At 69.9% G+C, this 26,050-nt stretch carries 27 protein-coding genes; 15 read left to right on the forward strand and 12 right to left on the reverse strand.

Features of this window, described 5'->3' with window-relative positions:
- Window positions 1–108: 108 nt before the first annotated feature.
- A complete protein-coding gene (locus KLI87_RS20325) occupies window positions 109–1,683 on the forward strand; it encodes a succinic semialdehyde dehydrogenase (protein ID WP_214618269.1) in 1,575 nt (524 codons plus the stop codon).
- A gap of 8 nt (window positions 1,684–1,691) precedes the next feature.
- Window positions 1,692–3,494, forward strand: a complete 1,803-nt coding sequence (locus KLI87_RS20330; RefSeq protein ID WP_214618270.1) for a GMC family oxidoreductase N-terminal domain-containing protein — start codon at window positions 1,692–1,694, stop codon at window positions 3,492–3,494.
- Here the strand turns inward: KLI87_RS20330 and KLI87_RS20335 are convergent.
- The gene (locus KLI87_RS20335; protein ID WP_156219683.1) at window positions 3,482–4,387 is read right to left on the reverse strand and encodes a zinc metalloprotease; all 906 of its coding nucleotides are present in this window, start codon (window positions 4,385–4,387) and stop codon (window positions 3,482–3,484) included. The two genes, KLI87_RS20330 and KLI87_RS20335, sit on opposite strands and share 13 nt — an antisense overlap.
- Window positions 4,388–4,585: 198 nt before the next feature.
- Between KLI87_RS20335 and KLI87_RS20340 the strand changes: the two genes are divergently transcribed.
- A complete protein-coding gene (locus KLI87_RS20340) occupies window positions 4,586–5,332 on the forward strand; it encodes a DNA alkylation repair protein (protein WP_214618271.1) in 747 nt (248 codons plus the stop codon).
- A gap of 177 nt (window positions 5,333–5,509) precedes the next feature.
- On the opposite strand, the gene KLI87_RS20345 is transcribed toward KLI87_RS20340, so the two are convergent.
- Window positions 5,510–6,460, reverse strand: a complete 951-nt coding sequence (locus tag KLI87_RS20345; RefSeq protein WP_308166086.1) for a zinc metalloprotease — start codon at window positions 6,458–6,460, stop codon at window positions 5,510–5,512.
- Between the two features lie 230 nt (window positions 6,461–6,690).
- On the opposite strand from KLI87_RS20345, the gene guaA reads away from it, so the two are divergent.
- Entirely contained in the window at window positions 6,691–8,256 is a 1,566-nt protein-coding gene (guaA, locus tag KLI87_RS20350; RefSeq protein ID WP_374225461.1) for a glutamine-hydrolyzing GMP synthase, read from the forward strand.
- A gap of 40 nt (window positions 8,257–8,296) precedes the next feature.
- Here the strand turns inward: guaA and KLI87_RS20355 are convergent, their stop codons facing one another.
- From KLI87_RS20355 to KLI87_RS20390, 8 genes are all read right to left on the reverse strand, one after another.
- The gene (locus KLI87_RS20355; protein WP_156219680.1) at window positions 8,297–8,839 is read right to left on the reverse strand and encodes a carboxymuconolactone decarboxylase family protein; all 543 of its coding nucleotides are present in this window, start codon (window positions 8,837–8,839) and stop codon (window positions 8,297–8,299) included.
- Window positions 8,840–8,907: 68 nt separating this feature from the next.
- Window positions 8,908–9,462: a peroxiredoxin gene (locus KLI87_RS20360; RefSeq protein ID WP_214618272.1), complete on the reverse strand. Its 555-nt coding sequence runs from the start codon at window positions 9,460–9,462 to the stop codon at window positions 8,908–8,910.
- A 337-nt stretch (window positions 9,463–9,799) separates the two neighbouring features.
- Complete coding sequence (locus KLI87_RS20365) at window positions 9,800–10,009, reverse strand: BldC family transcriptional regulator (protein ID WP_214618273.1); 210 nt, start codon at window positions 10,007–10,009, stop codon at window positions 9,800–9,802.
- 102 nt (window positions 10,010–10,111) lie between these two features.
- Window positions 10,112–10,582 carry an ATP-binding protein gene (locus KLI87_RS20370; protein WP_214618274.1) on the reverse strand — a complete coding sequence of 157 codons (471 nt, stop codon included), beginning with the start codon at window positions 10,580–10,582 and terminating at the stop codon, window positions 10,112–10,114.
- Window positions 10,579–10,854, reverse strand: coding sequence for a hypothetical protein (locus tag KLI87_RS20375; RefSeq protein WP_214618275.1), 276 nt, complete (start codon window positions 10,852–10,854; stop codon window positions 10,579–10,581). Before KLI87_RS20375 ends, KLI87_RS20370 begins: the two co-directional genes overlap by 4 nt.
- Before the next feature lie 106 nt (window positions 10,855–10,960).
- The gene (locus KLI87_RS20380; protein WP_214618276.1) at window positions 10,961–11,821 is read right to left on the reverse strand and encodes a helix-turn-helix transcriptional regulator; all 861 of its coding nucleotides are present in this window, start codon (window positions 11,819–11,821) and stop codon (window positions 10,961–10,963) included.
- Window positions 11,822–11,850: 29 nt separating this feature from the next.
- Entirely contained in the window at window positions 11,851–12,372 is a 522-nt protein-coding gene (locus KLI87_RS20385) for a DUF6879 family protein (protein ID WP_250904061.1), read from the reverse strand.
- Window positions 12,344–12,601 carry a hypothetical protein gene (locus KLI87_RS20390; protein WP_214618277.1) on the reverse strand — a complete coding sequence of 86 codons (258 nt, stop codon included), beginning with the start codon at window positions 12,599–12,601 and terminating at the stop codon, window positions 12,344–12,346. The genes KLI87_RS20385 and KLI87_RS20390 overlap by 29 nt, the downstream gene beginning before the upstream one ends.
- Before the next feature lie 132 nt (window positions 12,602–12,733).
- On the opposite strand from KLI87_RS20390, the gene KLI87_RS20395 reads away from it, so the two are divergent.
- Entirely contained in the window at window positions 12,734–12,931 is a 198-nt protein-coding gene (locus KLI87_RS20395; protein WP_214618278.1) for a DUF397 domain-containing protein, read from the forward strand.
- Window positions 12,932–12,990: 59 nt separating this feature from the next.
- On the opposite strand, the gene KLI87_RS20400 is transcribed toward KLI87_RS20395, so the two are convergent.
- Together KLI87_RS20400 and KLI87_RS20405 are read right to left on the reverse strand one after the other, a co-directional pair.
- Entirely contained in the window at window positions 12,991–13,371 is a 381-nt protein-coding gene (locus KLI87_RS20400) for a hypothetical protein (protein WP_214618279.1), read from the reverse strand.
- Between the two features lie 89 nt (window positions 13,372–13,460).
- Window positions 13,461–14,282, reverse strand: a complete 822-nt coding sequence (locus KLI87_RS20405; RefSeq protein ID WP_214618280.1) for an rRNA adenine N-6-methyltransferase family protein — start codon at window positions 14,280–14,282, stop codon at window positions 13,461–13,463.
- A gap of 860 nt (window positions 14,283–15,142) precedes the next feature.
- Between KLI87_RS20405 and KLI87_RS20410 the strand changes: the two genes are divergently transcribed.
- The 10 genes from KLI87_RS20410 (at window position 15,143) to KLI87_RS20455 (ending at window position 25,921) form a co-directional block, all read left to right on the forward strand.
- Window positions 15,143–17,197, forward strand: a complete 2,055-nt coding sequence (locus KLI87_RS20410; RefSeq protein ID WP_214618281.1) for a transglycosylase domain-containing protein — start codon at window positions 15,143–15,145, stop codon at window positions 17,195–17,197.
- Between the two features lie 67 nt (window positions 17,198–17,264).
- Window positions 17,265–18,185: a hydrogen peroxide-inducible genes activator gene (locus KLI87_RS20415; protein WP_214618282.1), complete on the forward strand. Its 921-nt coding sequence runs from the start codon at window positions 17,265–17,267 to the stop codon at window positions 18,183–18,185.
- Window positions 18,186–18,394: 209 nt separating this feature from the next.
- A complete protein-coding gene (locus KLI87_RS20420) occupies window positions 18,395–19,267 on the forward strand; it encodes an oxaloacetate decarboxylase (RefSeq protein ID WP_214618283.1) in 873 nt (290 codons plus the stop codon).
- Window positions 19,268–19,295: 28 nt separating this feature from the next.
- Complete coding sequence (locus KLI87_RS20425) at window positions 19,296–20,276, forward strand: bile acid:sodium symporter family protein (RefSeq protein ID WP_214618284.1); 981 nt, start codon at window positions 19,296–19,298, stop codon at window positions 20,274–20,276.
- 33 nt (window positions 20,277–20,309) lie between these two features.
- Window positions 20,310–20,636 carry a hypothetical protein gene (locus KLI87_RS20430; protein WP_156219654.1) on the forward strand — a complete coding sequence of 109 codons (327 nt, stop codon included), beginning with the start codon at window positions 20,310–20,312 and terminating at the stop codon, window positions 20,634–20,636.
- A gap of 133 nt (window positions 20,637–20,769) precedes the next feature.
- Window positions 20,770–21,030, forward strand: coding sequence for a hypothetical protein (locus KLI87_RS20435; RefSeq protein ID WP_214618285.1), 261 nt, complete (start codon window positions 20,770–20,772; stop codon window positions 21,028–21,030).
- Window positions 21,030–21,737 carry a peptidoglycan-binding protein gene (locus KLI87_RS20440; RefSeq protein ID WP_156219651.1) on the forward strand — a complete coding sequence of 236 codons (708 nt, stop codon included), beginning with the start codon at window positions 21,030–21,032 and terminating at the stop codon, window positions 21,735–21,737. Before KLI87_RS20435 ends, KLI87_RS20440 begins: the two co-directional genes overlap by 1 nt.
- A gap of 400 nt (window positions 21,738–22,137) precedes the next feature.
- Window positions 22,138–22,629, forward strand: a complete 492-nt coding sequence (locus KLI87_RS20445) for a (2Fe-2S)-binding protein (RefSeq protein WP_156219649.1) — start codon at window positions 22,138–22,140, stop codon at window positions 22,627–22,629.
- Window positions 22,626–25,070, forward strand: a complete 2,445-nt coding sequence (locus KLI87_RS20450) for a xanthine dehydrogenase family protein molybdopterin-binding subunit (RefSeq protein WP_214618286.1) — start codon at window positions 22,626–22,628, stop codon at window positions 25,068–25,070. The genes KLI87_RS20445 and KLI87_RS20450 overlap by 4 nt, the downstream gene beginning before the upstream one ends.
- Entirely contained in the window at window positions 25,067–25,921 is an 855-nt protein-coding gene (locus tag KLI87_RS20455) for a xanthine dehydrogenase family protein subunit M (protein WP_214618287.1), read from the forward strand. Before KLI87_RS20450 ends, KLI87_RS20455 begins: the two co-directional genes overlap by 4 nt.
- Window positions 25,922–26,050: the final 129 nt, after the last annotated feature.

The following is a 26,050-nucleotide window of genomic DNA, read 5'->3' on the forward strand; positions in this document are numbered from 1 at the left end:
CCGCTTCGGCGCCCCCGCCGACGAAACCGGGGCAGCTCACGCATACCCGTACAACCGCCTCGTTACTTGTGGGTAGCAATGGACGGCCGGGGACCATACGCTGGCTCCATGGCATCCCCGACGGCCCCCGCCCAGGGGGAGCGCACCCTTTCCGACGCTCGTATCGCCCGGCTGACCTCGCACATCGTCTCCGGCGGCGCCGCCACGGCGACGGTCGTCGCGCCCTTCACCGGTGAGCCGCTCGCGACCGTCCCGCTGTCGGACGCGGGCGACGTGCGCCGCGCCTACGAGCGGGCGCGCGAGGCCCAGCGGACGTGGGCGGCGCTGCCCGTCCGCGAGCGGGTCAAGCCGTTCCTGCGGCTGACGGACGCGCTCGTGGCGCGGCGCGCGGAGCTGCTCGACGTCCTGCAACTGGAGACCGGCAAGGCGCGCCGCCACGCGACGGAGGAGTTCCTCGACGTGGCGCTGTGCTCGCTCTACTACGCGCGGCGCGCCGGGCGGCTGCTGCGGCCGCGCCGCAGGCAGGGCATGATGCCGGGGCTCACCCGCGTCCAGGAGCTGCGGCACCCGAAGGGCGTCGTCGGGCTGGTCTCGCCGTGGAACTACCCGATCACGCTCGGCCCCGGCGACATCCTGCCCGCGCTGATGGCGGGCAACGCGGTCGTCCACAAGCCCGACACGCAGACGTGCCTGTCGAGCCTGTGGGTCAGGGACCTGCTGGTCGACCTCGGGCTGCCGCCCGAGCTGTGGCAGGTCGTCGTCGGCGACCCGTCCGAGATCGGCGATCCGCTGGTCGAGGGCGCCGACTACGTGGCCTTCACCGGGTCCACCCGCGCCGGAAGGGCCATCGCGGCGAAGGTCGCGCCCCGGCTGGTCGGGTACTCGCTGGAGCTCGGCGGCAAGAACCCGATGATCGTGATGGCGGACGCCGACGTCGAGCGCACCGCGCGCGGCGCCGTCCGCGCCTGCTTCACCAACGCCGGGCAGCTGTGCATCTCGATCGAGCGGCTCTACGTCCACGAGGACGTCTACGACCGCTTCGTCCCCCGGTTCGTGGAGCTGGTCGAGGGCATGCGGCTCGGCGCCGGCCTCGACTTCGACGCCGACATGGGCTCGCTGACCCACGCGCGCCAACTGGAGGGCGTGACGCGGCACGTCGAGCAGGCCGTCGAGAAGGGCGCGACCGTCCTGGCGGGCGGGAAGGCGCGGCCGGACGTGGGCCCCCTGTTCTACGCGCCGACGATCCTCGCGGACGTCACCGCCGACATGGACCTGTGCGCCGAGGAGACGTTCGGCCCGGTCGTCGCCGTCTACCGGTACCGCGACCTGGACGAGGCCGTCGAGCGCGCCAACGCCAGCCCCTACGGCCTGAACGCCTCGGTGTGGACGCGCGACGCCGCCGCCGGACGCCGCGTCGCGGCCCGGCTCCAGGCGGGCACCGTCAACGTCAACGACGGCTACGGCGCTGCCTACGCCTCGCACGACGCGCCGATGGGCGGCATGAAGCAGTCGGGCGTCGGACGCCGGCACGGCGCCGAGGGCATGCTCCGGTTCACCGAGGTCAAGACCGTGGCGAGCCAACATCTGATGGACCTTGAGCCGCCCGGCGGCCTCGGTTACGAGAAGTTCGCCGATCTGATGGCCGGCGGTGTCAAGATCATGAAGTGGCTTCGGATCAAATAGGAACAGTCGTGCGGTATGACTTCGACGTCCTCGTCGTCGGGTCGGGGTTCGGCGGCGGCGTCGCGGCGCTGCGGCTGACCGAGAAGGGCTACCGGGTCGGCGTGATCGAGGCGGGCCGCCGCTTCGACACGAACCCGGCGGGCGCGCCCGGATCCCGCTACCCGGCGCTGCCCAGGACGAACTGGCGGATCGCGCGGTACCTGTGGGCGCCCGGCCTCGGCCTGACGGGCATGCAGCGGATGCACCTCATCCGCGGCGCGCGGTCGAGCCGCGTCCTGGTGCTGGCGGGCGCGGGCGTCGGCGGCGGGTCGCTCAACTACGCCAACACGCTCTACGTGCCGCCGGAGCCGTTCTTCAAGGACCGGCAGTGGGCCCACATCACCGACTGGCGCGACGAGCTGGCACCCTTCTACGAGCAGGCCGAGCGGATGCTCGGCGTCGTGCGGAACCCGACCGTCACGGCGGCCGACGAGGTCATGCGCAAGGTCGCCGACCGGATGGGGGTGGGCGGCACGTTCGTGCGGACCCCGGTCGGCGTCCATTTCGGGCGCGGCCCCGGCATCGAGAGCGCCGACCCCTACTTCGGCGGCGCCGGTCCGCGCCGCCGCGGCTGCATGGAGTGCGGCGAATGCATGGTCGGCTGCCGCCACGGCGCGAAGAACATGCTCACCGAGAACTACCTCTACCTGGCCGAGCGCGCGGGCGCGCGGGTGATGCCGCTGAGCCGCGTCACACGCGTCGCGCCGCTGGCCGGTGGCGGGTACGAGGTCCAGATCGTCCGGACGGGGTCGTTCGGACGCAACCGCAGGACGCTGACGGCGCGGCAGGTCGTCCTCGCCGCCGGGACCTACGGGACGCAGAAGCTCCTCCACAAGCTGCGGGTGACCGGCGTCCTCCCGGACCTGTCCGACCGGCTCGGCACGCTGACCAGGACGAACTCCGAGGCGATCCTCGGCGCGGGACGGCGGCGCGGCAAGCCGGGCCCCGACTACTCCGCGGGTGTGGCGATCACGTCATCGTTCCATCCCACACCCGACACCCATATCGAGCCCGTCCGCTATGGGCGCGGCTCGAACCTGCTCGCGGGCCTCCAGACCCTGCTGGTGGACGGCGACCGCCCCGGCGAACCGCACACGCCGCGACTGCTGAAGTTCGCCCGCGCGGCGGCGCGGCGGCCCCGCGACGTCCTCCAGCTCCTGGACGTGCGGAACTGGTCGGAGCGGACCGTCATCGCGCTCGTCATGCAGACCCGCGACAACTCGATCACCCTCCGGCCGCGCCGGGGCCCGTTCGGGTGGGACGTCCGCGCGTCCGCCGGGCACGGCGAGCCGAACCCGACCTGGCTGCCCGAGGGCCACGCGGCGACCCGCCTGGTCGGCGAGGAGATCGGCGGCATCGCGGGCGGCACCTGGGGCGACCTGTTCGACGTCCCGATGACCGCGCACTTCCTCGGCGGCTGCGTGATCGGCGACTCCCCGGAGTCCGGCGTCATCGACCCCTACCACCGCGTCTACGGATATCCCGGCCTGCACATCGTGGACGGCTCGGCGGTGTCGGCGAACCTCGGCGTCAACCCGTCCCTCACGATCACCGCGCAGGCCGAGCGGGCGATGGCGCTCTGGCCCAACCTCGGCGAGGACGACCCGCGTCCCGAACTCGGCTTCGGCTACCGCCGCGTCGCGGCCGTCCCGCCGCGGAATCCGGTCGTGCCTCCGAGCGCCCCGGCGGCGCTGTTCACCACGATCCCCGTGCGGAACCCGGCCCGGGGCGGCGACCGCCCCGGGCCGGGATCACACGATCAGTTGCGGTAGGCGGCCCACTGCGCGGCCATGCGCTGGTTCTGGCCGGCCGTGAACTCCGTCATGCACGAGTCGTACCCGTAGTCCATGTAGTTGTGGACGGGGTCCACACCCGGCGAGGTGCAGGTGTCGCGGTTGGTCGGGCAGCCCTGCGCGGGGCTCTGCTCGGCCGGGGTGTCGGCCACCTCGTCGCCCGCGCCGTTGCATCCGCCCTGGAACGTGTGGAACAGGCCCAGCCAGTGCCCGACCTCGTGGGTCGCGGTGTCGCCCTCGTTGTAGTTGGTGAGGGAGCCTCCGGGCACGCTCTGGTAGTGGATGACGACGCCGTCCAGCTTGGGCTTGGAGCGGTAGTCGGCCGGGAACGTCGCCCATCCGAGCAGGCCGCCGGCGAGGTTGCCGGTGTAGAGGTTGAGGTCCTGCGCGCCGCCCGCGCGCAGGGCGTTCTTCATCGCCGACTCGTTGCGCTCGGGGTCGCCGAACCAGGTCGCGTTGTTCGTCCGCTTGGTCTCGGCGAGCGTGAACGTCACGCCGCTGGACGCGTACGCCTTGTTGAGCACGTCCATCTGCTTGGTGATCGTCGCGTCCGACAGGTTGCCCGCGCTGCCGTAGACGACCTGGAAGTGCACCTTGACGTTGATGGCCTTCGCCGTCCCGCCGGACGCGGCGAACCGGCTCCGGAAGTCCTTCTCCATGGCCGCGACCCTGGCGGCCCCGGGCTGGTTGCGCTCGGTCACGTGCGCCCCGGCGCGCACCCTGGCCTGCATGTTCTGGGGGGCGCAGTCGCTCGTGCGGGCGTTGGCCGACGTGGACGCGGCGGCGGTGCCGAGGGCGGGCGTGGCGGCGGGCGCGTACGCGGTGAACGCGGCGAGCATGCCGATCGCGGTCGTGATTCCAGCGCGTTTCATGAAACTCCTTGGGAGCGGGCGCGGTGGGGACGCGCGCGGGGGAGCGGAGTTGTCGCTGGAACCAGGTTGGTAGGCAATACCTGCGGCGTCTTTGGCAATCCTGGACGAACCAGCGCATACATTGCCGAATTCGGCGCCGTAGCGGGAGGCCGTGCGGGGCTGTCAGGGCTGTCGGCGGCGGGGCGTAGCGTGACGTCCATGGACGTGGACGCGGACGTGGAGGGGGAGGCGGCGCGCGTCCTGGCCGAGCTGCGCGCGCTGGGCGAGGCGTCCCGCGCCGAGAGCGAGCGGCGCTACCTCAAGAGCGACCTCGCGCATATCGGCGTGCCCGTTCCGGCGCTGCGCAAGGTGGCCCATTCCGCGGTGCGCCGCGAGCCGTCGCGGGAGGACCTGCTGGCGCTCGTCCACACCCTGTGGACGGCGTCGGAGGGCGGCCGCCCGGTGCACGAGGCCCGGATGGCGGCGATCGAGGTGCTGTCCAGGCGGGTGAACGTCCTTCAGGCCCGCGACCTGCCGGTCGCGGAGCGGCTCATCCGCGACTCGGTGAGCTGGGTCTACGTCGACCACCTCGCCGAGAAGGTGGTCGGCGCGCTGGTCGTCCGCGACCCGGACCTGGGCGCGGTGCTGGACGCGTGGGTCGGCGACCCCTACATGTGGATCCGGCGGACGGCGATGCTTGCGCTGCTCCCCGGCGTCCGGACGGGCGAGCCCGACCTCGACCGCCTGGCACGCTTCGGCGAGGCGCTGATCGGCGAGAAGGAGTTCTTCATCCGCAAGGCCCTCGGCTGGGTCCTGCGCGAGCACTCCAAGCGCGACCCGGCCTGGGTGACCGCCTGGGTCGACGAGCACATCGCGACGATCTCGGGCGTGACGTTCCGCGAGGCGGTCCGCCGCCTACCCGAACCCGACGCGGCCCGCCTGAGATCCGCCTACCGGACCCGCTGACCGGCCGCGCCGCGTTGGCCCCGCTGCACCGCCCGCCGACCCGCACCGGAGGGCCGCCGCATGTCTGGGGCGCGCCCGCACGGCCCCTCGCCCGGGTCGTTGCTGTCCTGCCAGGGGCGCCCTTGTCGCGCGCTACGCAGGCCCGTGCGCGGCGCGGGCCTGCGTCGAGCGGGCCGGTCAGGCGCGGTAGGCGGCCCAGGACTTGTGGACGCGGGTCGCCTGGCCGGGGGTGAAGGAGGTCATGCAGGTGTCATAGCTGTAGTCCATGTAGTTGTGGACGGGGTCCTCCCCCGGGGCGGGGCAGGTGTCCTTGCCGGACGGGCAGCCGTTGGTGGGGTCGCGCTCGGCGGGCGTGTCGGCGACCCGGTCGCCCATGCCGCCGCAGCCGTCCTGGAAGGTGTGGTAGAGCCCGAGCCAGTGGCCGACCTCGTGGGTGGCGCTGAACCCCTTGTTGAAGTGCTCGATCGAGCCGCCCGGCATGCTGGCGTAGTGGATGGTGACGCCGTCCATCTGGGGCTCGGACCTGTACTTCCACGGGAAGGTCGACCAGCCGAGCAGGTCGCCGCCGATGTAGGCGCTGTAGAGGTTCAGGGTGTTCTTGCCGCCCTTGCGGAGCCGCGGCTTGTAGGTGCGCTCGTACCGCTCGGGGTCGGCGTACCACTGGGCGTTGTCGGTCCGGTCGATCGCCTGGAGCCTGAACGTGACGTCGGCGTCGGCGCCGCCGTTGCGTCCGCCGTAGGAGTCGTTCAGCACGGTGATCTGCCGCCTGATCCCCGCGTCGGACACGTTCCCGCTGGCGCCGTCGTGCAGCACGTGGAAGTACACCGGCACGTTGATCGGCGCCGCGAGCCGCTTGGCGGCGCGCGGGGACGCCGGCGCGCCCGGCCCCGCGAGGCCGAGCCGGGTGAGGATCCGGTCCAGGCCGCGTTCGGTGGCGGCGGCCTGCCCCGGCGTCAGGTCGTTGCGCTCGCGGACCTGGGCGCCGGGCCGGAGCCGGGCCTCGGGGGACGCGCAGTCCGCGCGTCCGGCCGCCGCCGTGCCCGGGCCCGGCGCGCCCGCCGGAGCGGCCTGCATGGACGGGACGGCGGGGACGAGGGCGGCGATCAGGGCGGCGGCGAGCAGCTTCACGACACTCCTGGAATGGGACGAACGAACGCGGACGGGAACCGGCCGAGCACACGGTGTCATCAACAGGTATCAGAGCGAAGTACTGCTGCGCGTGTGATCAAGGTAAATGATCGCTGACCGTTATCGGCCAGTTTCGCTAAGTGGCGGACGTGTCCGGGGGCGGCGACATCGGCGCAGGCAGGCGCCCGTAGACTGGGGAACCCTTCCGGCCCGTGCGAAAGGCGTTGTTGGTGGCCGCAGACCAGTCCTTTGACACCGTGCTCGTCGTCGACTTCGGCGCGCAGTACGCGCAGCTCATCGCGCGGCGCGTCCGCGAGTGCCATGTGTTCAGCGAGATCGTGCCGTCCACGATGCCCGCCGCCGAGATGCTGGCCAAGCGGCCGAAGGCGATCATCCTGTCCGGCGGCCCCGCGTCGGTGTACGAGGAGGGCGCCCCCGCCGCGCCCGAGGGCCTGTTCGACCTCGGCGTCCCCACGTTCGGGATCTGCTACGGCCACCAGGTGATGGCGCGGGCCCTCGGCGGGACGGTCGAGAACTCCGACGTCGCCGAGTACGGCGGCGCGACCGTCGCCGTCACCGCGCCGGGCATGCTGTTCGCCGGGCTGCCGCACGAGCAGGCGGTGTGGATGTCGCACCGCGACTTCGTCAGCGCCGCCCCGGAGGGCTTCACCGTCACCGCCAGCACCGACGTGACGCCCGTCGCCGGTATGGAAGACCGCGAGCGCGGGTTCTTCAGCGTCCAGTTCCACCCCGAGGTCCTGCACACCGAGCACGGCATGGAGATCCTGCGGCGGTTCCTGTACGAGGGCGCCGGGTGCCGTCCGAACTGGACGATGGTCAACATCGCGGACGAGTCGATCGAGGCCGTCCGGGAGCAGGTCGGCACCGGCCGCGCGATCTGCGCGCTGTCGGGCGGTGTCGACTCCGCCGTCGCCGCCGCGCTCGTCCAGCGCGCCATCGGCGACCAGCTGACCTGCGTGTTCGTCGACCACGGGCTGCTGCGCAAGGGCGAGGCCGAGCAGGTCGAGAAGGACTTCGTCGCGGTCACCGGCGTGAACCTGCACGTCGTGGACGCCCAGGAGCGCTTCCTCGCCGCCCTCGACGGCGTCAGCGACCCCGAGCAGAAGCGCAAGATCATCGGCCGCGAGTTCATCCGCGTCTTCGAGCAGGCGGCGCGGGAGATCGTCGAGGGCGAGACCGAACCGGTCAGGTTCCTCGTCCAAGGGACGCTCTACCCGGACGTGGTCGAGTCGGGCGGCGGCACCGGCACCTCCAACATCAAGTCGCACCACAACGTCGGCGGCCTGCCCGACGACCTCCAGTTCACGCTGGTGGAACCGCTGCGCACGCTGTTCAAGGACGAGGTCCGCGCGCTCGGCGAGCAGCTCGGCCTGCCGGCCGAGATCGTGTGGCGGCAGCCGTTCCCGGGCCCCGGCCTCGGCATCCGCATCATCGGCGCCGTCACCCGCGAACGCCTCGACATCCTCCGCGACGCCGACGCGATCGCCCGCGCGGAGCTGACCCGCGCCGGGCTCGACCGCGACATCTGGCAGTTCCCGGTCGTCCTGCTGGCGGACGTGCGCTCCGTCGGCGTCCAGGGCGACCTGCGCACCTACGGCCACCCGGTCGTGCTGCGCCCGGTGACCAGCGAGGACGCGATGACCGCCGACTGGGCGCGGCTCCCCTACGAGGTGCTCCAGCGGATCTCCACCCGCATCACCAACGAGGTCCGCGAGGTCAACCGGGTCACGGTGGACATCACGTCCAAGCCCCCGGGCACCATCGAGTGGGAATGACGGAAGGCCCGGACGCGAGCGTCCGGGCCTTCGTCGTCGCTCACACCCCGGCGGGGGCCAGCACGGCCTCGGCGTCCAGCGTGGCGGCGGTCGCGTTGACCACCGCGGCCAGGCGCAGCGCCTCCTGGATCAGCTCGCGCGACAGCCCACCGTCGCGCAGCACCTTCTCGTGCGACTCCAGGCACCGGCCGCAGCCGTTGACCGCCGACACCGCGAGGCACCACAGCTCGAAGTCGAGCTTGTCCACCCCGGGCCTGCCGATGATCGACATCCGGAGCTTGGCGGGCAGCGTCGCGTAGGCGTCGTCGCCGATGAGGTGGGTCGCGCGGTAGTAGACGTTGTTCATCGCCATGATCGACGCGGCCCCCTTGGCCGCCTCGAACGCCTCCGCCGACAGGTGGTCGGCCGCGTCCTCGGCCAGCTCCCGCAGGACGACGGCGCTGCGCGTGGCGAACGCGCAGGCGAGGACCGTCCCCCACAGCTGCTGGTCGGTGAGCTGCGAGGTGGAGGTCAGCGAGCCCAGGTTGAGCTTGGTGTCCTTGGCGTACCCGGGAAGGGCGGACTTCAGCGCGTCAACGCTCATGATCATGCGTCCTCTCGATCAGAAACGGCCGGCCGCGGCGGGCGCGGCCGGCCGTACCGTCGGCAGGGTCAGACCCCGGCCAGCAGCTTGGTGGCGTCGAGGGTGTCCTCGCCCTTGTTCCAGTTGCAGGGGCACAGCTCGTCGCTCTGGAGGGCGTCGAGGACCCGCAGCACCTCGGTGACGTTCCGGCCGACGGAGCCGGCGGTCACCATGGAGAACTGGATCTCGTTGTTCGGGTCGACGATGAACGTCGCCCGCTGCGCCACGCCGTCCTCGGTGAGGATGCCGAGCGCCTCGACCAGCTCACGGTTCAGGTCCGAGAGCATCGGGAACGGCAGCTCGCGCAGGTCGGGGTGGTCCTTGCGCCACGCGAAGTGGACGAACTCGTTGTCGATGGACGCGCCGAGCACCTGCGCGTCGCGGTCGGCGAAGTCCTCGTTCAGCCGCCCGAACTCGGCGATTTCAGTCGGGCAGATGAAAGTGAAGTCCTTCGGCCAGAAAAAGACGACGCGCCACTTGCCCTCGTAGGTCTTGTGGTTGATCGTCTCGAACGCGTTGTCCGGGTCCAGCGAGACGCAGGCGGTCAGTTCGTACTCGGGGAACTGGTCACCGACAGTAAGCACGCAGGCTCCTTCGTCTACGAGATGAACTGCCTCTGACCCGAGGCAGAAAAAGGTGATGGGAGGCCGCCAGGCGCTGGCGGGGGCCGGCGGCTGATGTCACTCAGCGTGCCGCAGCCCCCATAAAAAGAGAAATCGATCTATCTCAAGAGATCGATAGGAAGTGCCTATCAGAGGCCGCCAAGGCCCACTGACCTGCGAAGAAGCCGTCACGCGGCCCGCAAGGGCCCGGGACGAGTAGATGTAGATCACACCAAGAACGCCCAAGGCGCCACTAACCCGCCGTAACCATACCGTCTGCCGCCTCCACCCCCTAACAACGCCGATCAGGCCACCTTCCCTACGCCTGAACCTCGCGCTGCGTAGCCCCCTGCGCGAGCAGCGCGCGGACGGCCTTCTCGGGATAGCGCCGGTGACCCCCCAGCGTCCAGACGTAGGGGATCTTCTCCAGCTTCGCCCACCGCGTGACGGTCTTGGCGTCCACCCGGAACATGGTGGCCACCTCCGCCGGAGTCAGTAGGACTTCGTATTCGGGTGTCTGTCGTGGCATGGAGGTCTCCTTAGGGGGGTTGGACCTCCGGGCACACCGGCGGGGCCTCCGCCAGGCCGACTCCCCAGCCGCCGATAGCGGACGCAGTGTGCCCGGAGGAGTTCAGGGACGTCGGCCAGAGGCGATGCGCAGCACGGCCCACACGGTCTTGCCGCCGCGCTCAATCCGCACGCCATGGCGCCGGGACAGGGTCTCCACGATGCCCATGCCCCACCCATGCGGATCGGGTGCGTCATCGGGCACCGGCTCAGACGACATCGTCAGATCGGGTTCGCTCCTCCGGGGCTTCTTCCTGGAGAAGTCGTGGACCTCGATGTGGAACCCGTCCTTGGACACGAACATCCGCAAAGCAATCGGCCACGCGCTGGCCCGAATGGCGTTGGTGACCAACTCACTGGCCACGAGCACGGCGTCCTCGGTGGTCTCGGCCTCGATGCCGTAGCCGACCGCCGCCGCCCGCACCAGACACCGCACATCCGGCAGCACACTCGGCGTACTGGCCACCTTGTGCCGCACCGCCGGAAGCACGGAAGCCTGCGCGGTGACCTGTCGCCCACTCAGCCGCGCGGTCATGCCCCACCCGCCCCTGACCTGGCGTCGGCGGCCAGAGCGTTCTGCTGGTCCATCAGACCCGACAAGCTTTCCCAGTCAGTAGCAGTGAGCGTGTCCACCAGACGGACATCGTCCCCCAGCAATTCAGGGAACCGAAGGTAGACAACCCACATTTCCGTTTCAGCCTGCTGATAAGGCTCCGCCCAGCGCCCCACCCGCTCGCCGGCACCCGGAAGTGGATCAGCCGCATCAATGTGCGGAATGTCGCTGCTGCGGTGGCTGCTGAGGGGCATGGCCACTACCTCCGGCCTCGTGTCGGCGACTCTGTGTGATGTGACACTGACCCATCGTTGAGGCGCTGGTCCATGAAGTTGCGCGCTGTTGCGCCGCAGTTGTGCTTCAGTCGGCTCCGAGTGCTCTCAGGGACGCGGCGACCAACTCGCGGGCCGCCGAGCCGTAGACGGCGAGTGCGGACAGCTCGTCGAAGGCCTTGAAGTAGGTGTTCAGCTCGCTCGGCACGCTGACGGTGACGTTGGCCGTGAGGAGTTCGATCTGGACTTGCGAGGTGTCGTAGACGGTGAATCCTTCGGTGGCCCACATCGGGCGAGGTGCGTCCGCTGGGATGATGCCTACAGAGACCGATGGCAGGGACATGTCCTGCAACAAATGGCGGAGCTGATCGGCCATGACCTCGGGTTCGCCAATCCGGTAGTCGAGGACGCATTGTTCGATCAGGAACACGAACGTATGGCCGCCCGTCGTCAGGACACGACGCCTACCTAGTCTTGCCTCTACTGCGGCTTCGACGTCGTTGGGTATGTTGCGAAACTCGGTGATGGCGCCCAGCAAGGCCCGCGCGTACCCGGCGGTTTGGAACAGGCCAGGGATGACGTGGGGCTGGTAGACACGCATCCACCGGGTTTGCTCGTACAGCGGGACGTAGGACTCCTGTAGCTTCCGCAGCCCCGTTGGTTCCAAACGCCTCCACTCGACGTAGCCGCCCTCGGCGGCCCGAAGCGATGCTGTGAGGTCGTCCGCCTGCTCCTGGGCATTGCAGGCGTCGCACCATGCCCGGATATCGGCCTGGGTGACCGGTTGCACGGCCTTCTCGATGCGACTGACCTTGCTCTTGTGCCAGCCGACGGCGGCGGCGAGGTCCGTCCCTGACAACTCGGCGGCTTGGCGAAGCTCGCGGAGCCTGTCCGCGAGTGACTGACGTGCACGTTGGACACTTGAGGACGGTGAGGGCGACGATGGCATGGCAGCGACCTACCCCGGCTTCGGGGGCGTTAGCTGATCCGGTACTCGTGGTGGTCGATGGCCCGCTCCCACACGGCTTCGAAGGCCGACGCGCATAGCTTGACCGCATCAGGGTCATCGGTCAGCTCGTCCTCGATATGCTCCCCGTCGCCAGCAAAGTGGTGAAAGCGAACAAGGCCGTCATCGAACAGCCAGAAGTCATTTCCGGGCAACGCCAGGTCGCTGGTGTACCGGCGAGGGAGCCAGCGAACCTCCTCTCCTGCTGCCAGATTCATCGACTCCGTGACGGCGTGCTCGAACATTACGTACGGCGTGACAGGCTCGGATACGATGCGCGCTCGTCGTACCGACACACCCCTGGCTATGGCAGGAGCGATCAGGGTGTGCCAGTCGGCTTCTCGCTGGGTTCGGTCGTAGGCCGGCCCTTCTCCGGTGAATGCCCGGAAAGAAGGGTCGGACGGAACATAGGCGTCCCGCATTTCCAGGTGGAGCGCTCGCGTCCTGCAATCGCCGATCAGCTCGTCAAAGCCTCTCAGTTCCAGGGTCCGCATGAACTTCCTCCATCAATGCTCTCAACAGGACGTTCCGCATTCGGGCGGGGATGCGGATCACGACCTCGCCTGGACCGATGGGGCTCAGGCCATCCACCGCCGACAGTTCGGCCTCCGACGTCACATGCGTTCCCTGGAACAGGAGGTCGCCGGTCCCCTCCATGATCAGAGCCGGGCAATGAGCGCCGTCCGTATCCGGATCGATCGCCACCAACCGTAGACCGGCCATCGGGACCTCCTGCCGCATGTTGCGCGTAGTTGCGCCTCAAGAGGCAACATCGCTCTGATCTGTGCAACGGTCAAGGGAGCGCTGCCGCTACTTTGACCTATCGCAACCAGACAACATCACGAGAGGGAGTCCATGACTGAGCAGGTCGCAGAGGCGCGGTGGCGTACCTCCAGCTACACCGAGGGGCAAGACTGCGTCGAACTGGCCTCGCTGGGTGGCTTGATCCGGTTCCGGGACAGCAAGGCCCCGCAAGCCCCCCACCTCGGCATCAGCCGTGACGCCCTCGCGTGCCTTCTCGGCCGGATCAAGTCCGGCAACCACGATCTGTAGTCGCCCAAGAGGGGCCCCGACATGAGTCGGGGCCCCTCTTGTTCAGGCAGGGATCTCGGTCAGCTCGTCCTCGGTGCGCTTCCGAAGAACCGGCCGGAGGGCGGGACCCAGAGCAAGGCCAGCACTGCGATCATCACCGTCCAGCCGACCACGATCAGTACGAGCACGCCGGTTCGGTCTTCCAGGACGAACACCACGCCCTTGCCCACGAACTGGACTGCGATAAGCGCGGTCAGCCACAACCGGGCCCAGTTGCGCGGGCTCCTGAGCAGCACGGCCAGCCCGCAGAAGGCGGCGCCCCACACCACGTGGAATAAGTCCGCGGGCACATGCGGCGGATAGACCAGCGCGAACACGTGGGCCGCGAGCAGGACGAACGTCCCCGCGATCGCCGCCGTCACAGTCCAAGGCGCCTTGTCGCGCGCGGTAAGCGAACTCATGAGTCCTCCACTTGTCGCCATGCCGCCCACCAGCGCGACGTTAGAGTCCCCCTCCAGCCCTCACCATGGGGCTATCCCCCGGGTCAGCTCTAGGACATGCCCTCGCTCTGCGGGTTGGTAGGGGTGTCGAGCCAGATGGTTTGGGTTTCCGGGGTCACCGTGACTCCGTACCGGGACGCTTCCGGCCTCCCCGCCGCCGCCCATCGCTCGTCGGTCGCCCGGATGATGTGCTGGGGGAGCCGCCGGCCGCGCATCGGCATGAACCACGCGGGAGAACCGAACCGTCCTTCGGCTGTCCCGTCGGGCTTGACCTCAAGCGTCAGCAATGGCTCGTCCGGGTGGAAAGACGCCACCCACGGGGCAATGATGATGCCGCCGGCGCGGGTCTGCTCCACCCACGCATAGGGCACCTCGGCCACAGCGGCGGTGACGATGATCCTGTCATAGGGGGCGCCGGGCCAATGGCCCTCCACTCCGTCACCGGATACCACCGTGACCGGATACCCGGCCCGCTCCAGTGATGCCTGCGCGTGCTTGGCCAGTGATGTGTCGATCTCTATTGTTGTGACATTCTCCGCACCGGCCATTTCTGCCAGCAATGCGGCGTTGTATCCCGTTCCTGTGCCGATCTCCAGCACGCGCATCCCGGGGAGGATCCGGAGGCCGTCGAGCATCGTCGCCATGATGTGCGACGCGCTGCTTGAGCTGGTCGGCCATACCCCGCGCTCGGTGGCCCCGTCGTCCACCTGGGTGATCACCGAGCGGTCCGACTCGACCTCCGCTCGCCACCCGGCCGGGTCGTCCGCGCGCCGCAACGGCCTGTACCAGCCGGTGCCCTCCACGGGAACCCAGATGGTCTCGGGAATGAAAAGCTCGCGCCGCACCTTCCGTAGTGCGTCGGACGCGATCATTACACTTCACCCGAACCCTGGCACATCGTGCACGGAACCTCCCTGCGGTTTCCGTCGTCGCTCTTGATCTCTTTGCCTGAACCGCCACAACCGCTACATTTCTGCTTCTTGCTGTGCTTCCCCATGTGTGCGCCTCCTCCACGTCCACTTCAGCGTGCACTATTGCGAAGGCATGCGCCCATGAATCCCTACTTGATCTTGCCGTCGCCAGCCATAGGTCACCCCGGCGCCTGTAGCAAGTCTCGGCGCGGCGCGTAGGGAGGCTGCGTTGAGTTGGTCTCTGGGGGAGTTCGGCGGCGTTCGGGGTGGGGGCTCCGGGGGCATGTGCTGTGGGCTCGGTCACTTGGCGACATCGGGGGGCGCGTCCAGGTGATCGTGCTCTGACCAGGGGTGCGGGCTTTCAGGTGTGGGGTGGGCCTTGCGTGTGCGGTGGCCTGGTGGGGTGGGGATTTGCGCAAAGCGGTTGTGGGGTCTGTTCTGCCGTGATTGAGTTGATCAACGGTGGAGCGAACTCCGCCGGGCCGATGCGCCTTCGCGGATCCGGACCCGGTGGTACCACCGGCCACAGACGTGGCATGTACCGATTTTGGCTGCGTTTTTCCGCAGCGTCACCCGGTCGGCCTTTGACGATTTCGCATTGGTCTTGCGTGTTCTCTGACGTGCCGTGAGGACTCCGGCGCGTGGCGACCTTGGGTGGCGGCCGATTTCCGTACACCCACGTCGAATGAGGTTGAATGCGTCGCCGGACACCGTCCCATCGTCGTCCCGTGCCCGCCCACCGCCGTCATCTCCGGAAACTCCTCCAGACCTTTCGAGGGTGGGGCGCTCTACGGAGGAGGTGGCCGAGGCTGTACCGCTGGGTGCGCGGTGTTCTCTGCGGCTGCCTCGCGTTCTGCCTCCTGCTGGTCGTGACGGTCGTCGTCGCGTACGTGCGCACGCCATTGCCGACCGAACCGCAGGACGGCGTGACGGACGAAGGGACGGCGGTCTACTACGCCGACGGCCGCACGCCCGCGTTCCGTCTCGGCGCCAACCGCGAGGGCGTCCGGTACGACCAGATCCCGGAGCACGTGCGGTGGGCAGTCATCGCCGCCGAGGACCGCGGCTTCTACGGAGGGCATGGCATCTCGCCCGTGGGCATGGTCCGGGCCGTGGCGAAGGGCGCGTCCGGCGGCGGGTCGCAGGGCGGTTCGACGATCACCCAGCAACTGGCCCGCAACTACTTCAAGGGCCTCAGCCGGAAGCGGTCGCTCGACCGGAAGTTCAAGGAGATCTTCGTCGCGCTCAAGCTGGACGAGCACCGCAGCAAGCAGGAGATCCTCACCCTCTACCTCAACACCGTCTACTTCGGCCGCCAGGCGTCCGGGGTCCAGGCGGCGGCGCGGGCGTACTTCGACCGCGACGTCTGGGACCTGTCGGTGTCCCAGGCGGCGCTGCTCGCCGCGATGATCCAGCGACCCGCGTACTTCCATTCCCAGGGGGACGACCCGCCCGCACGGGCTCTGCGGGCCCGATGGCGGTACGTGATCGACGGGATGGTGTCCCTGGGCAAGCTGACCCGCGCGCAGGCCGACCGGGAGCGCTTCCCCCGGACCCGGGACGAATGGCAGGGCGTGAGCGTCTCCGGCCAGACCCTGATGGTCCGGCAGCGCGTTCTGGACGAGCTGCGCGAACTCTCCGTGCCGATCGAGAGCGTGGTGAACGGGCGCCTGAAGATCTACACGAGCCTGGACCAGCGCTGGATGCGCTACGCCGAGGAGGCGATGCGGGACGCGGGCGAACCCCGCTGGCCCGGAACGGTCCGGACCGGACTGATCGCGGTGGATCCGCGGGACGGAGCGGTGAAGGCGTTCTACGGCGGCGATCCCAAACGCAGCCAGTACGACGGCGTCTTCAACCCGGTGGCGCAGGCCGCCTCCACTTTCAAGCCCTACGTGCTGGCGGCGGCGCTGCGGCGCGGCTACAACGTCCGGTCGCTGGTGAGCGGTGTCTCGCCGCGGAAGTTCGCGCCGGACGGGCAGTTGACCCCGATGACCGCCCCCGGCTATCTGGTGTCCAACGACGAGAGCATCGGCTCGCTCGGCACCATCGACCTGGCCAAGGCGACGGCCCTCTCGGTCAACACCGGCTACGTCAAGCTGGCGTTCGAGGCCGGGCTCCCCAACGTCATGCGCACCGCCGAGGATCTCGGCGTCCCGCATTCCGCGCTCGCGCCGTTCAAGGGCCAGGTCGGTGTCGCGCTGGGCACCGCCAACGTCTCCGCTGCGGTCCAGGCGGCGGGATACGCCACGTTCGCCAACGGAGGTCTGACCGTCCGCCCGCATGTCATCACGAAGATCGTCGACGCGCGGGGCAAGGAGGTCCCGCTGCCCTGGCGGAAGCGCGGGCGCCGCGTGCTCACCGGCGAGCAGGCCGCCCAGGTGACCTACGCGCTCCGGGAGACCGTCCGCTCGGGAACCGGACAACGCGCGGCCCTGCCCGGACGAGAGGTCGCGGGTAAGACGGGCACCTCGGACCGCAACCGCGCGGCATGGTTCGTCGGCTATGTTCCGCGGCTGTCGACGGCGGTGATGATGACCGACACCGGCGGCGCGCCACTGAAGGGTCTGGCGGAACAGCACGGCACGGTCTCCGGAGAGACGGCTCCGGCGGATATCTGGCGCTCGTTCATGAGCAAGGCCACCCGGGACATGCCGAACGAACCGTTCCAGGAGCCCCTGTTCACCGGCCAGACCAAGGACTGGGCGACCGAACCCGCCGCCACGCCTTCGCCGGCGCCGCCCACCGCGACCAAGACCTCACCGGCGCCGACCGCCGAACCCACAGCGACGCCGTCCGCCGACCCCAGGCTCCGGCGACTGTGCGCGCCGTCCGACCGCCCGAAGCCCGCCTGCAAGCAGCCGAAACTGAGATAAGGGCCGGGGACGACCGAAACAGGGGCGATCGGCGGGCGTCCGGTAGTGTCGTGCGCGGGGGTTCTGGATGGCTGTCGGTAGGCCCACGGTGGCGCAGTTGCGGGCGTTTCTGGCGCTCGCCGAACACCTGCATTTCCGGGACGCCGCCGCCGCGTTGCGCATGAGCCAGCCGGCGTTGTCGGGGTCGGTCGCGGCGCTGGAGGAGACCCTCGACACGCGGCTCGTCGAGCGGACGACGCGCAAGGTGCTGCTGACCCCGGCGGGGGAGCGGGTGGCGCGGCGCGCCGAGCGGGTGCTCGCGGAACTGGACCGGATGGTCGAGGAGGTCCACGCCGTTCGCGGGCCGCTCGTCGGGCCGTTGCGGGTCGGAGTGATTCCCACCGTCGCGCCTTACCTGCTGCCGATCGTCCTGCCGCGGCTGGCGGCGGAGTTTCCCGAGCTGGAACTCTCCGTGCACGAGGAGCAGACGGACCAGATCGTCGCCGAACTGCTCGCCGGACGGCTGGACGTGGTGCTGCTCGCCCTTCCCGTCCCCGTTTCGGGCGTGACAGAACTGGTCCTTTATGACGAGGATTTCGTGCTGGTGACGCCATCGTCGTATGACGTGGAGGACACGCCGGGGGGCGTTTCCCGCGAGGCGCTGAGCGACCTCGACGTGCTTTTGCTCAATGAGGGGCACTGCCTGCGCGACCAGGCATTGGACGTGTGCCGCGAGGTCGGGGCGCGCGCGGCGGCCGCGACATATGCGACGAGCCTCGCCACGCTCGTGCAGTTGGTCTCGGGCGGGCTCGGCGTGACGCTCGTCCCCGAGACCGCTCTGCCGGTGGAGACGCGGCGGGCGCCGAACCTGTCGCTGCACAGGTTCGCGTCCCCGGCGCCGTTCCGCCGAATCGGGCTCGGGTTTCGCTCCACCTCCCCGCGCGCGGACGAGTTCGCGGCGCTGGCCGCCACCGTCCGCGCCGCCACCGAGGAAATTCGTACCCACTAGTCCTCGCCATAAATCGGTAAATTGGCGATCAAGTTGGACGGTTCAGAGTCCGATTTTGCGTGAAGTATACCCGGTGCTTACCACTTCTATACGGCATGGATGAGTAACTGTTCCTGTCACGGAATGAGGGTAAATTCCGTGATCAATTCTTGGTACGGGCGCCCCCGGTCGGGCGCCCTCCCCCGGTACACAAGATCAAGGAGTGGTACGTGAAATACGGAGACGAGCTGCGACGCGAGATCCACTCGAAAGGCGTCACGCCCCTCATCGGCGTGTTCGACATGTTCTCCGCCTCCGTCGCCGCCCAGCACTACAATGGCCTGTTCGTTTCCGGCTTCGGGTTCGCCGCGTCCTATTACGGGCTGCCCGACATCGGCTTCATCGCCTGGCCGGACATGGTCGCGTTCGTGCAGCGGCTCCGGCTCGCCTTCCCGGGCAAGCACCTGCTGGTCGACATCGACGACGGCTACGTCGACCCCGAGGTCGCCTGCCATGTCGTCGAGCAGCTCGAACTCATCGGCGCGTCCGGCGTCATCCTCGAAGACCAGCAGCGCCCCCGCCGCTGCGGGCACGTGGAGGGCAAGCGGATCCTGCCGCTGGAGGAGTACCTGGAGAAGCTCGACCTCGTCCTGCGCACCCGCAAGGACCTCGTCGTCGTCGCCCGCACCGACGCCGGCGACGAGAAGGAGATCCTCCGGCGGGCCGAGGCGCTGGCCGCGACCAAGGCCGACGTCATCCTCGTCGACGGCGTCCGCAGCGTCGAGTGGATCCGCCGGGTCCGCGAGGTCATCGGCGACAAGCCGCTGCTGTTCAACCAGATCGCGGGCGGCAAGTCGCCGCGCGTCTCGCTCCCCGAACTCGCCGATCTCGGGGTGAACGTCGCGATCTACAGCACGCCGTGCCTGTTCGCGGCGCAGACCGCGATGGAGGACGCGCTCCGCCGGCTCAAGGGCGACGACGGACGGCTCCCCGAGGCCACCGCCGGAAGCGTCGGCGTCAAGGAGTCGATCGCGCTGCTGGAGCGCAACATCAGCCGGAACCATTCCGAGGTCGATCGGCAACTGGCGGGATCGTCGAGCTGATCCGCCGTTCCTCGGAGCGGGCGATCACATGCGCGTGCTGACGCGTCTGCATATCGACCCCTACATCGCGGCGATTCTCTGCACTGTGGGAATCGCCGCGGTGTTCCCCGCCGGTGGAGACGCGAGCCGTGTTCTCCATCACGCGGGGACGGTCGCCATCACCCTTCTGTTCTTCTTCTACGGAGCCCGCCTCTCCACCGGCGAGGCGCTGCGCGGCCTGCGCCACTGGCGGCTGCACGCGGCGATATCGTCGGTGACGTTCGCGGTGTTCCCCGTGCTCGGGATCGCGTGCTCCCTTTTCCTGGACGATCCGCTTTCCACGGGCGTGGTCTTCCTGTGCGTGCTGCCGTCCACGGTGCAGTCCTCGATCACCCTCACCTCGATCGCGGGCGGCAACGAGGCGGGCGCGATCTGCAGCGCCTCGCTGTCGAACCTGGTCGGGGTGGTGCTCACGCCGCTGATGGCGGCGGCGCTGATCTCGGTCGAGGGCGGGTTCTCGCTCGGCTCGATCGGCGACATCACGCTGCGGCTGCTGCTGCCCTTCCTGCTCGGCCAGGCCGCCCAGCGCTGGATCGGCGACCAGGTGCGGGCCCGCCGCAAACCGCTGTCGCTCTATGACCGGGGCGTGATCCTGCTGGTCGTCTACACGGCGTTCAGCCAGGGGGTGGCCAGCGGCGTCTGGGACGAACTGGCGCCCCCGGAACTCGGCGTCCTGGCACTCGTCACCGTCGGGCTGCTGGCCGTCGCATTGGGCGCCGCCGGTCTGCTTTCACGGCTCGCGAAATTCAACGACGCCGATCGCATCGCCGTCCTTTTCTGCGGCTCGCAGAAAAGCCTGGCGAGCGGGCTGCCCATGGCGACCGTCCTTTTCGCCGAGGCGAGCGTGAGCACGGCGGTGCTGCCGCTGATGCTCTACCACCAGTTCCAACTGCTGGTGTGCTCGTGGCTCGCCCAGCGCTACGCCACCCGGCCGGCGCACGCCCGTGAACCGGCCGAGGCCACCGCCTGACCCCCCACCCGTCTTCTCGCTTGGAAGGAAGCCATGCTGGTCAGAGTCTTCGTCACCGTCGCCGCCGCATGCGTCATCGGCATCGGGACGGCCGGAACCGCGTCCGCGGAACCCGCCCCCGTGATGCGCGACCTCAACGTCAACCTCTACAACGTCCACAACAGCGGGGAGGACGCGGGGAACGACAGCCTCCTGGAGGTCGACCGCTCCCTCAACCTCGCCAAGGGGAACGGGAGCCCGGGCAGCGACATCATCAACGAGGTCGCCGGCTCGTCGAGCGGCATGTCGCCCGGATCGTCCAGCGGCCCTTTCGACGGCACATTCACCCACGTGGCCCCCGAGGAGTCACAGGATGAATGATCCAGGTAGCAGATTGTTACCACACCATGAGTGATTTAGGGCGAATTCCGGATGTCTAATGGGGAGACCCATTACTGTCGGTCGGAGGTCGCCCACGTAGCGGGACGGCCACCGCCGACCATACGGAGGAGTAGTGACCCCCCAGACAGGAACGGACGCGAGCGAACTGGCCCATATGGGCAAAGTCGATGTTCATCCCGATGTCGATCGGGCCACCGAGGCCGACGAAGAGGCGGTCCTCCGCCAACTCTACGGCGAGCCCGACGCCGAGGGCGTCTTCCGCGCGGAGGGGGACACCTCGGCGGAGGGCGACGCGGAGGGTGACACAGAGGGTGACGCGGAGGGCGACACCGGGGACGGCTCGGGGGACGACGTCCCGGCGGAGGACGGCTGATGGGCGCGGCGCAGATGCTGGCCGAGGCCCGCAGGTGCCTCGGGATGGCCGGACGGCCGAACAGGATCACGCGGGAGTACGCCTCCCGGCACGGCGACGAGTTCCTCGACGCCTCGTGGTGCGACATGGCCATCACGTTCTGGGCCAGGCACAGCGGCAACGCGGCGGCCGTCCTCCCGGGCGGCGACCGCGCCTACACGGTCTGGCACGCCCAGGACTTCCAGAAGGTCGGGCGCTGGCACGTCGGCACCACGGCCGAGGTCAACCGGGCCAAGCCCGGTGACATCGTCTTCTTCGACTGGGGCGCCTCCAACTCGGTCGGCGCCATCGACCACGTCGGGATCGTCGAGAAGGCCCTCGGCGGAGGACGGGTCCAGACCATCGAGGCCAACACCGCGAACGCGTGCAAACGCCGCGTACGCGCGTCGGACGTCATCGCCGGATACGGACGCCCCGCCTACGGCGGAGGCAACTGGACGGAGGACATGGTGAAGAAACTGCCGCAACTCGCCAAGGGCGCCACGGGCGAACACGTACAGAGCGTGCAGGCGCTGCTGCTCGCCCGCAGCCACCCCGAGATCAAGATGACCGGCAAGTTCGACGACGCGACCGAGAAGGCGGTGAAGGCCGTCCAGAAGTGGGGCGGGATCCCCTCCGACGGCGTCGTCGGCCAGAAGACCTGGCCCGTCCTGCTCCGCGTGAACTGAATCCCGCGCTCCTGGAGCCCGCGTGACCTGCCCCGGTGCGGCGCCACCGCACCGGGGCGGGGCGCGTTGCCTTCGAAGCCGTGGCCGTGCCGCCGCGCCTGTGCCGCCGCGCCTGTGCCGCCGCGCCTGTGCCGCCGCGCCGCCGGTGTTGTTCCAGTGGCGCCGTGGTTGTGGCGTGTGGGCCGCGCGAGGTCGGGCGGGATTCCAAATAAAGTACGCAACCCCCGGGTAAACAAACGGCGCCGGGGACTGGTACACACTTCAACCTCGGCATACGTTCGTTAGGTCGCCTTTCGCGGAGGTGGCCGATGACGAGGTGGCCGATGACGTGGCCCGACCAGCGCGCACCGCCCGAGGACGTCCCTCTCCAGCCAACCCCGAGACGTCCCTGGGAGAACGCATGCCACGTATCCGTGTCGATGTCGATGGCGCGACGTATGAGGACGACGTCGAGCCGCGAGTCCTGCTCGTCCACTACCTGCGCGACCGGCTGGGCAAGGTCGGCACCCCCGTCGGGTGCGACACCAGCAACTGCGGAGCCTGCACCGTCCTGATGGACGGGGTGAGCGTGAAGAGCTGCTCGGTCCTCGCCGTCCAGGCCGACGGGCGTGATGTCACGACCGTCGAGGGCCTGGGGCTGAACGGCACCGAGCACCCGATGCAGCGCGCGTTCCACGAGGAGCACGCGCTCCAGTGCGGCTACTGCACCCCCGGCATGATCATGGCGTCCATCGACCTGCTGCGGGAGAACGCGGACCCGTCCGAGGAGGAGATCCGGGACGGGCTGGAGGGCAACCTGTGCCGCTGCACGGGCTACCAGAACATCGTCCGTGCCGTCCGGCGGGCGGCCGGGGAGATGCGCGAGCCGTCGGAGCGGGAGGTGGCGCCATGACCGCCACCGCCGAGGGCCCCGCGGCGGCGAAGGAGGTCGGCGCGCCGCGCAAGCGCAGCGAGGACGCCCGCCTCGTCACCGGACGGACGCGCTGGACCGACAACATCACCCCCGCCGGGACGCTGCACGTCGCGTTCCTGCGCAGCCCCCACGCGCACGCCCGCATCACCCGCGTCGACACCTCGCCGGCGCGCGAGCATCCCGGTGTGGTCACCGTACTCAGCGGCTCCGACATCGCGGACGAGCAGGGCGCGCTGCCCTGCGCCTGGGTCGTCACCGAGGACATGAGGCACCCGGACCACCCGCCGATGGCGGTGGAGGAGGTCCGCTACGTCGGCGAGCCCGTGGCCTGCGTCGTCGCCCGCGACCGGTACGCGGCGATCGACGCGCTGGAGGAGATCGACGTCGACTACGAGCCGCTGCCCGCCGTCACCGCCATGGAGGACGCGCTGGCCGAGGGCGCCGACCTCGTCCACACCGGCCTCGGGACGAACAAGTCCTACACGTGGGTGTTCGAGAACGGCGACCTGGACGCGGCGCTGCGGGACGCGCCGGTCGTCCTGGAGCGCCGGTACGTCCAGCAGCGGCTGATCCCGTCCGCGATGGAGCCGCGCGCGGTGCTGTGCGTTCCGGAGGGCGAGGAGTTCACGCTGTACTCCTCCACGCAGATCCCGCACATCCTGCGGCTGATGCTCGCGACGGTCACCGGCATCCCCGAGCACCGGCTCCGGGTCGTCGCGCCGGACGTCGGCGGCGGGTTCGGGTCCAAGCTCCAGGTGTACGGGGAGGAGGTCATCGCACTGCTGCTCGCGCGGCGGCTCGGCCGTCCCGTCAAGTGGACGGAGTCGCGCAGCGAGGGCAACATGACCGTCCACCACGGCCGCGACCAGATCCAGCGGCTCACGCTCGCCGCCGAGCGGGACGGCCGGATCCGCGGCCTGAAGGTGGACCTGCTCGCCGACATGGGCGCCTACCTGATGCTCGTCACACCCGGCATCCCGCTGCTCGGCGCGTTCATGTTCAACGGCATCTACAAGATGGACGCCTACTCCTTCACCTGCTCGGGCGTGTTCACCACCAAGACGCCGACCGACGCCTACCGGGGCGCGGGCCGTCCCGAGGCCACCTACGCGATCGAGCGGCTGATGGACGAACTGGCCGCCGAACTGGACCTCGACCCCATCGAGGTGCGGCGCCGCAACTGGATCGGGCACGAGGAGTTCCCCTACGAGACGGTCGCGGGCCTCACCTACGACTCCGGCGACTACGAGTCGGCGACGGAGAAGGCGCTCGGGCTGTTCGACTACGACGCGTTGCGCGCGGAGCAGGCGGCGCGGCGCGAGCGGCGCGATCCGGTGCAGATCGGCATCGGCGTGTCCACGTTCACCGAGATGTGCGGCATCGCGCCGTCCCGGGTGCTGGGCTCGCTGTCCTACGGCGCCGGGGGATGGGAGCACGCGGCGGTGCGGGTGCTGCCGTCCGGGAAGGTCGAGGTCGTCACCGGCACGTCCCCGCACGGGCAGGGCCACGAGACGGCGTGGGCGCAGATCACCGCCGACCGGCTCGGCGTCCCGTTCGAGGACGTGAAGGTCCTGCACGGTGACACCGCCGTGTCGCCCAAGGGCATGGACACCTACGGTTCGCGGTCGCTCGCCGTCGGCGGCATCGCCCTGTCCTCGGCCTGCGACAAGGTCGTGGACAAGGCCCGCCGCGTCGCCGCGCACCTGCTGGAGGCCGCCGAGACCGACCTCGACTTCGACGGCGGACGGTTCAGCGTCCGCGGCGTCCCCGAGGAGGGCCGGACCATCCAGGAGATCGCGTCCGCCGCGTTCACCGCGCACGACCTGCCGGACGGCCTCGAACCGTCCCTGGACTCCGACGCCACCTTCGACCCGGAGAACTTCTCCTTCCCGCACGGCACGCACCTGTGCGCCGCCGAGGTCGACACCGAGACCGGGATGGTGCGGGTCCACCGCTATGTCGCGGTCGACGACGTCGGCAAGGTCGTGAACCCGCTGATCGTCGAGGGCCAGGTGCACGGCGGCCTCGCGCAGGGCATCGCCCAGGCGCTCTACGAGGAGGCCGTCTACGACGCCGAGGGGAACCTGACGACGACCACGATGGCCGACTACCTGGTCCCGTCGGCGGCGGATCTGCCCCACTTCATCACCGGACGCACCGAGACCCCGGCGACGTCCAACCCGCTCGGCGTGAAGGGCGTCGGTGAGGCGGGCACGATCGCCTCGACCCCGGCGGTCGTCAACGCGATCGTGGACGCGCTGCGGCCGTACGGCGTCCACGACGTCGCGATGCCGTGCACACCCGAACGCGTGTGGCGCGCGCTGCGCTCCGGTTCAGGAACGGGCGGCTCCGGGGCGCCGCCCGGCGGCACCGCACCCGGTGCGGGCGGCGGTCTCGGCTCCGAGGGAGGCACCCGATGATCCCCGCGACGTTCGACTACGTCCGTCCGGGCACGGTGGACGAGGCGGTCACCGCGCTGGCGGACGCGGGCGAGGACGCCAAGATCCTCGCCGGTGGGCAGAGCCTCATGCCGCTGCTGCGGCTCCGCCTCGCCTACCCCGACTCGCTGATCGACCTCGACCGCGTCGACCCCTTGCGCGAGATCCGCGACGAGGGCGACACGCTCGTGATCGGCGCGATGGCCACGCACCACCAGGTCGTCCGGGACCCGCTGGTCCGCGAGTTCGCCCCGCTGATCGCGCGGGCGACGGAGACGGTCGCCGATCCGGCCGTCCGGCATCGGGGGACGTTCGGCGGGTCGCTCGCGCACGCCGACCCGGCCGGAGACCTGCCCGCCGTGGCGCTCGCGCTGGACGCGGTGTTCCTCGTGCGCTCCGTGCGGGGCGAGCGGGAGATCCCGGCCGCGGACTTCTTCGTGGACTGGATGACGTCCGCGATGGAGCCCGACGAGCTGCTGCTCAGCGTACGGATCCCCAAGCTGGGCGCGGGCTGGGGCGCGCACTACGAGAAGTTCCACCGGACGGCCCAGGCGTGGGCGATCGTGGGCGTGGCCTGCGCCGTCCGCCGCGAGAACGGCACGGTCGGGGAAGCCAGGATCGCGCTCACCAACATGGGTTCCACGCCTGTGCGCGCGTCCGAGGTCGAGCGTGCCGTCGCGGGCGGCGCCGTTTCCGAGGCGGCGTTCCGTTCGGCTGCCGAGCACGCGGCGGCCGGTGCCGAGCCGCCCGCCGACCTGCATGGTTCATCTGAATACCGACGGCATCTGGCGACCGTCCTCACCGCCCGGGCGTTGGCGGCGGCCGCCTCCTGACCATGCCGCACCCGCGCCCGCGTCCGGGACAGGGCGGGCGCGGGTGCGGTGTGACGCCGCGAAGCCCGAGACCGCGGTACCTGGGCGGGCGTTCGCGGCATGGCCGGGACGATGCGAACATGATCATGT

Source organism: Actinomadura sp. NEAU-AAG7 (assembly GCF_018603865.1).
Lineage (GTDB): Bacteria > Actinomycetota > Actinomycetes > Streptosporangiales > Streptosporangiaceae > Spirillospora > Spirillospora litoris.

What these genes read in the sequence shown, in the direction of transcription:
- KLI87_RS20430 (WP_156219654.1), top strand. Translation starts at nt 20,310, where the DNA reads ATGCTGGTCAGAGTCTTCGTCACCGTCGCCGCCGCATGCGTCATCGGC.
- KLI87_RS20455 (WP_214618287.1), top strand. Translation starts at nt 25,067, where the DNA reads ATGATCCCCGCGACGTTCGACTACGTCCGTCCGGGCACGGTGGACGAG.
- KLI87_RS20440 (WP_156219651.1), top strand. Translation starts at nt 21,030, where the DNA reads ATGGGCGCGGCGCAGATGCTGGCCGAGGCCCGCAGGTGCCTCGGGATG.
- KLI87_RS20400 (WP_214618279.1), bottom strand. Translation starts at nt 13,371, where the DNA reads ATGAGTTCGCTTACCGCGCGCGACAAGGCGCCTTGGACTGTGACGGCG.
- KLI87_RS20445 (WP_156219649.1), top strand. Translation starts at nt 22,138, where the DNA reads ATGCCACGTATCCGTGTCGATGTCGATGGCGCGACGTATGAGGACGAC.
- KLI87_RS20390 (WP_214618277.1), bottom strand. Translation starts at nt 12,601, where the DNA reads ATGGCCGGTCTACGGTTGGTGGCGATCGATCCGGATACGGACGGCGCT.
- KLI87_RS20370 (WP_214618274.1), bottom strand. Translation starts at nt 10,582, where the DNA reads ATGACCGCGCGGCTGAGTGGGCGACAGGTCACCGCGCAGGCTTCCGTG.
- KLI87_RS20450 (WP_214618286.1), top strand. Translation starts at nt 22,626, where the DNA reads ATGACCGCCACCGCCGAGGGCCCCGCGGCGGCGAAGGAGGTCGGCGCG.
- KLI87_RS20375 (WP_214618275.1), bottom strand. Translation starts at nt 10,854, where the DNA reads ATGCCCCTCAGCAGCCACCGCAGCAGCGACATTCCGCACATTGATGCG.
- KLI87_RS20425 (WP_214618284.1), top strand. Translation starts at nt 19,296, where the DNA reads ATGCGCGTGCTGACGCGTCTGCATATCGACCCCTACATCGCGGCGATT.
- KLI87_RS20405 (WP_214618280.1), bottom strand. Translation starts at nt 14,282, where the DNA reads ATGATCGCGTCCGACGCACTACGGAAGGTGCGGCGCGAGCTTTTCATT.
- KLI87_RS20380 (WP_214618276.1), bottom strand. Translation starts at nt 11,821, where the DNA reads ATGCCATCGTCGCCCTCACCGTCCTCAAGTGTCCAACGTGCACGTCAG.
- KLI87_RS20415 (WP_214618282.1), top strand. Translation starts at nt 17,265, where the DNA reads ATGGCTGTCGGTAGGCCCACGGTGGCGCAGTTGCGGGCGTTTCTGGCG.
- KLI87_RS20385 (WP_250904061.1), bottom strand. Translation starts at nt 12,372, where the DNA reads ATGCGGACCCTGGAACTGAGAGGCTTTGACGAGCTGATCGGCGATTGC.
- KLI87_RS20325 (WP_214618269.1), top strand. Translation starts at nt 109, where the DNA reads ATGGCATCCCCGACGGCCCCCGCCCAGGGGGAGCGCACCCTTTCCGAC.
- KLI87_RS20340 (WP_214618271.1), top strand. Translation starts at nt 4,586, where the DNA reads ATGGACGTGGACGCGGACGTGGAGGGGGAGGCGGCGCGCGTCCTGGCC.
- KLI87_RS20355 (WP_156219680.1), bottom strand. Translation starts at nt 8,839, where the DNA reads ATGAGCGTTGACGCGCTGAAGTCCGCCCTTCCCGGGTACGCCAAGGAC.
- KLI87_RS20365 (WP_214618273.1), bottom strand. Translation starts at nt 10,009, where the DNA reads ATGCCACGACAGACACCCGAATACGAAGTCCTACTGACTCCGGCGGAG.
- KLI87_RS20335 (WP_156219683.1), bottom strand. Translation starts at nt 4,387, where the DNA reads ATGAAACGCGCTGGAATCACGACCGCGATCGGCATGCTCGCCGCGTTC.
- KLI87_RS20395 (WP_214618278.1), top strand. Translation starts at nt 12,734, where the DNA reads ATGACTGAGCAGGTCGCAGAGGCGCGGTGGCGTACCTCCAGCTACACC.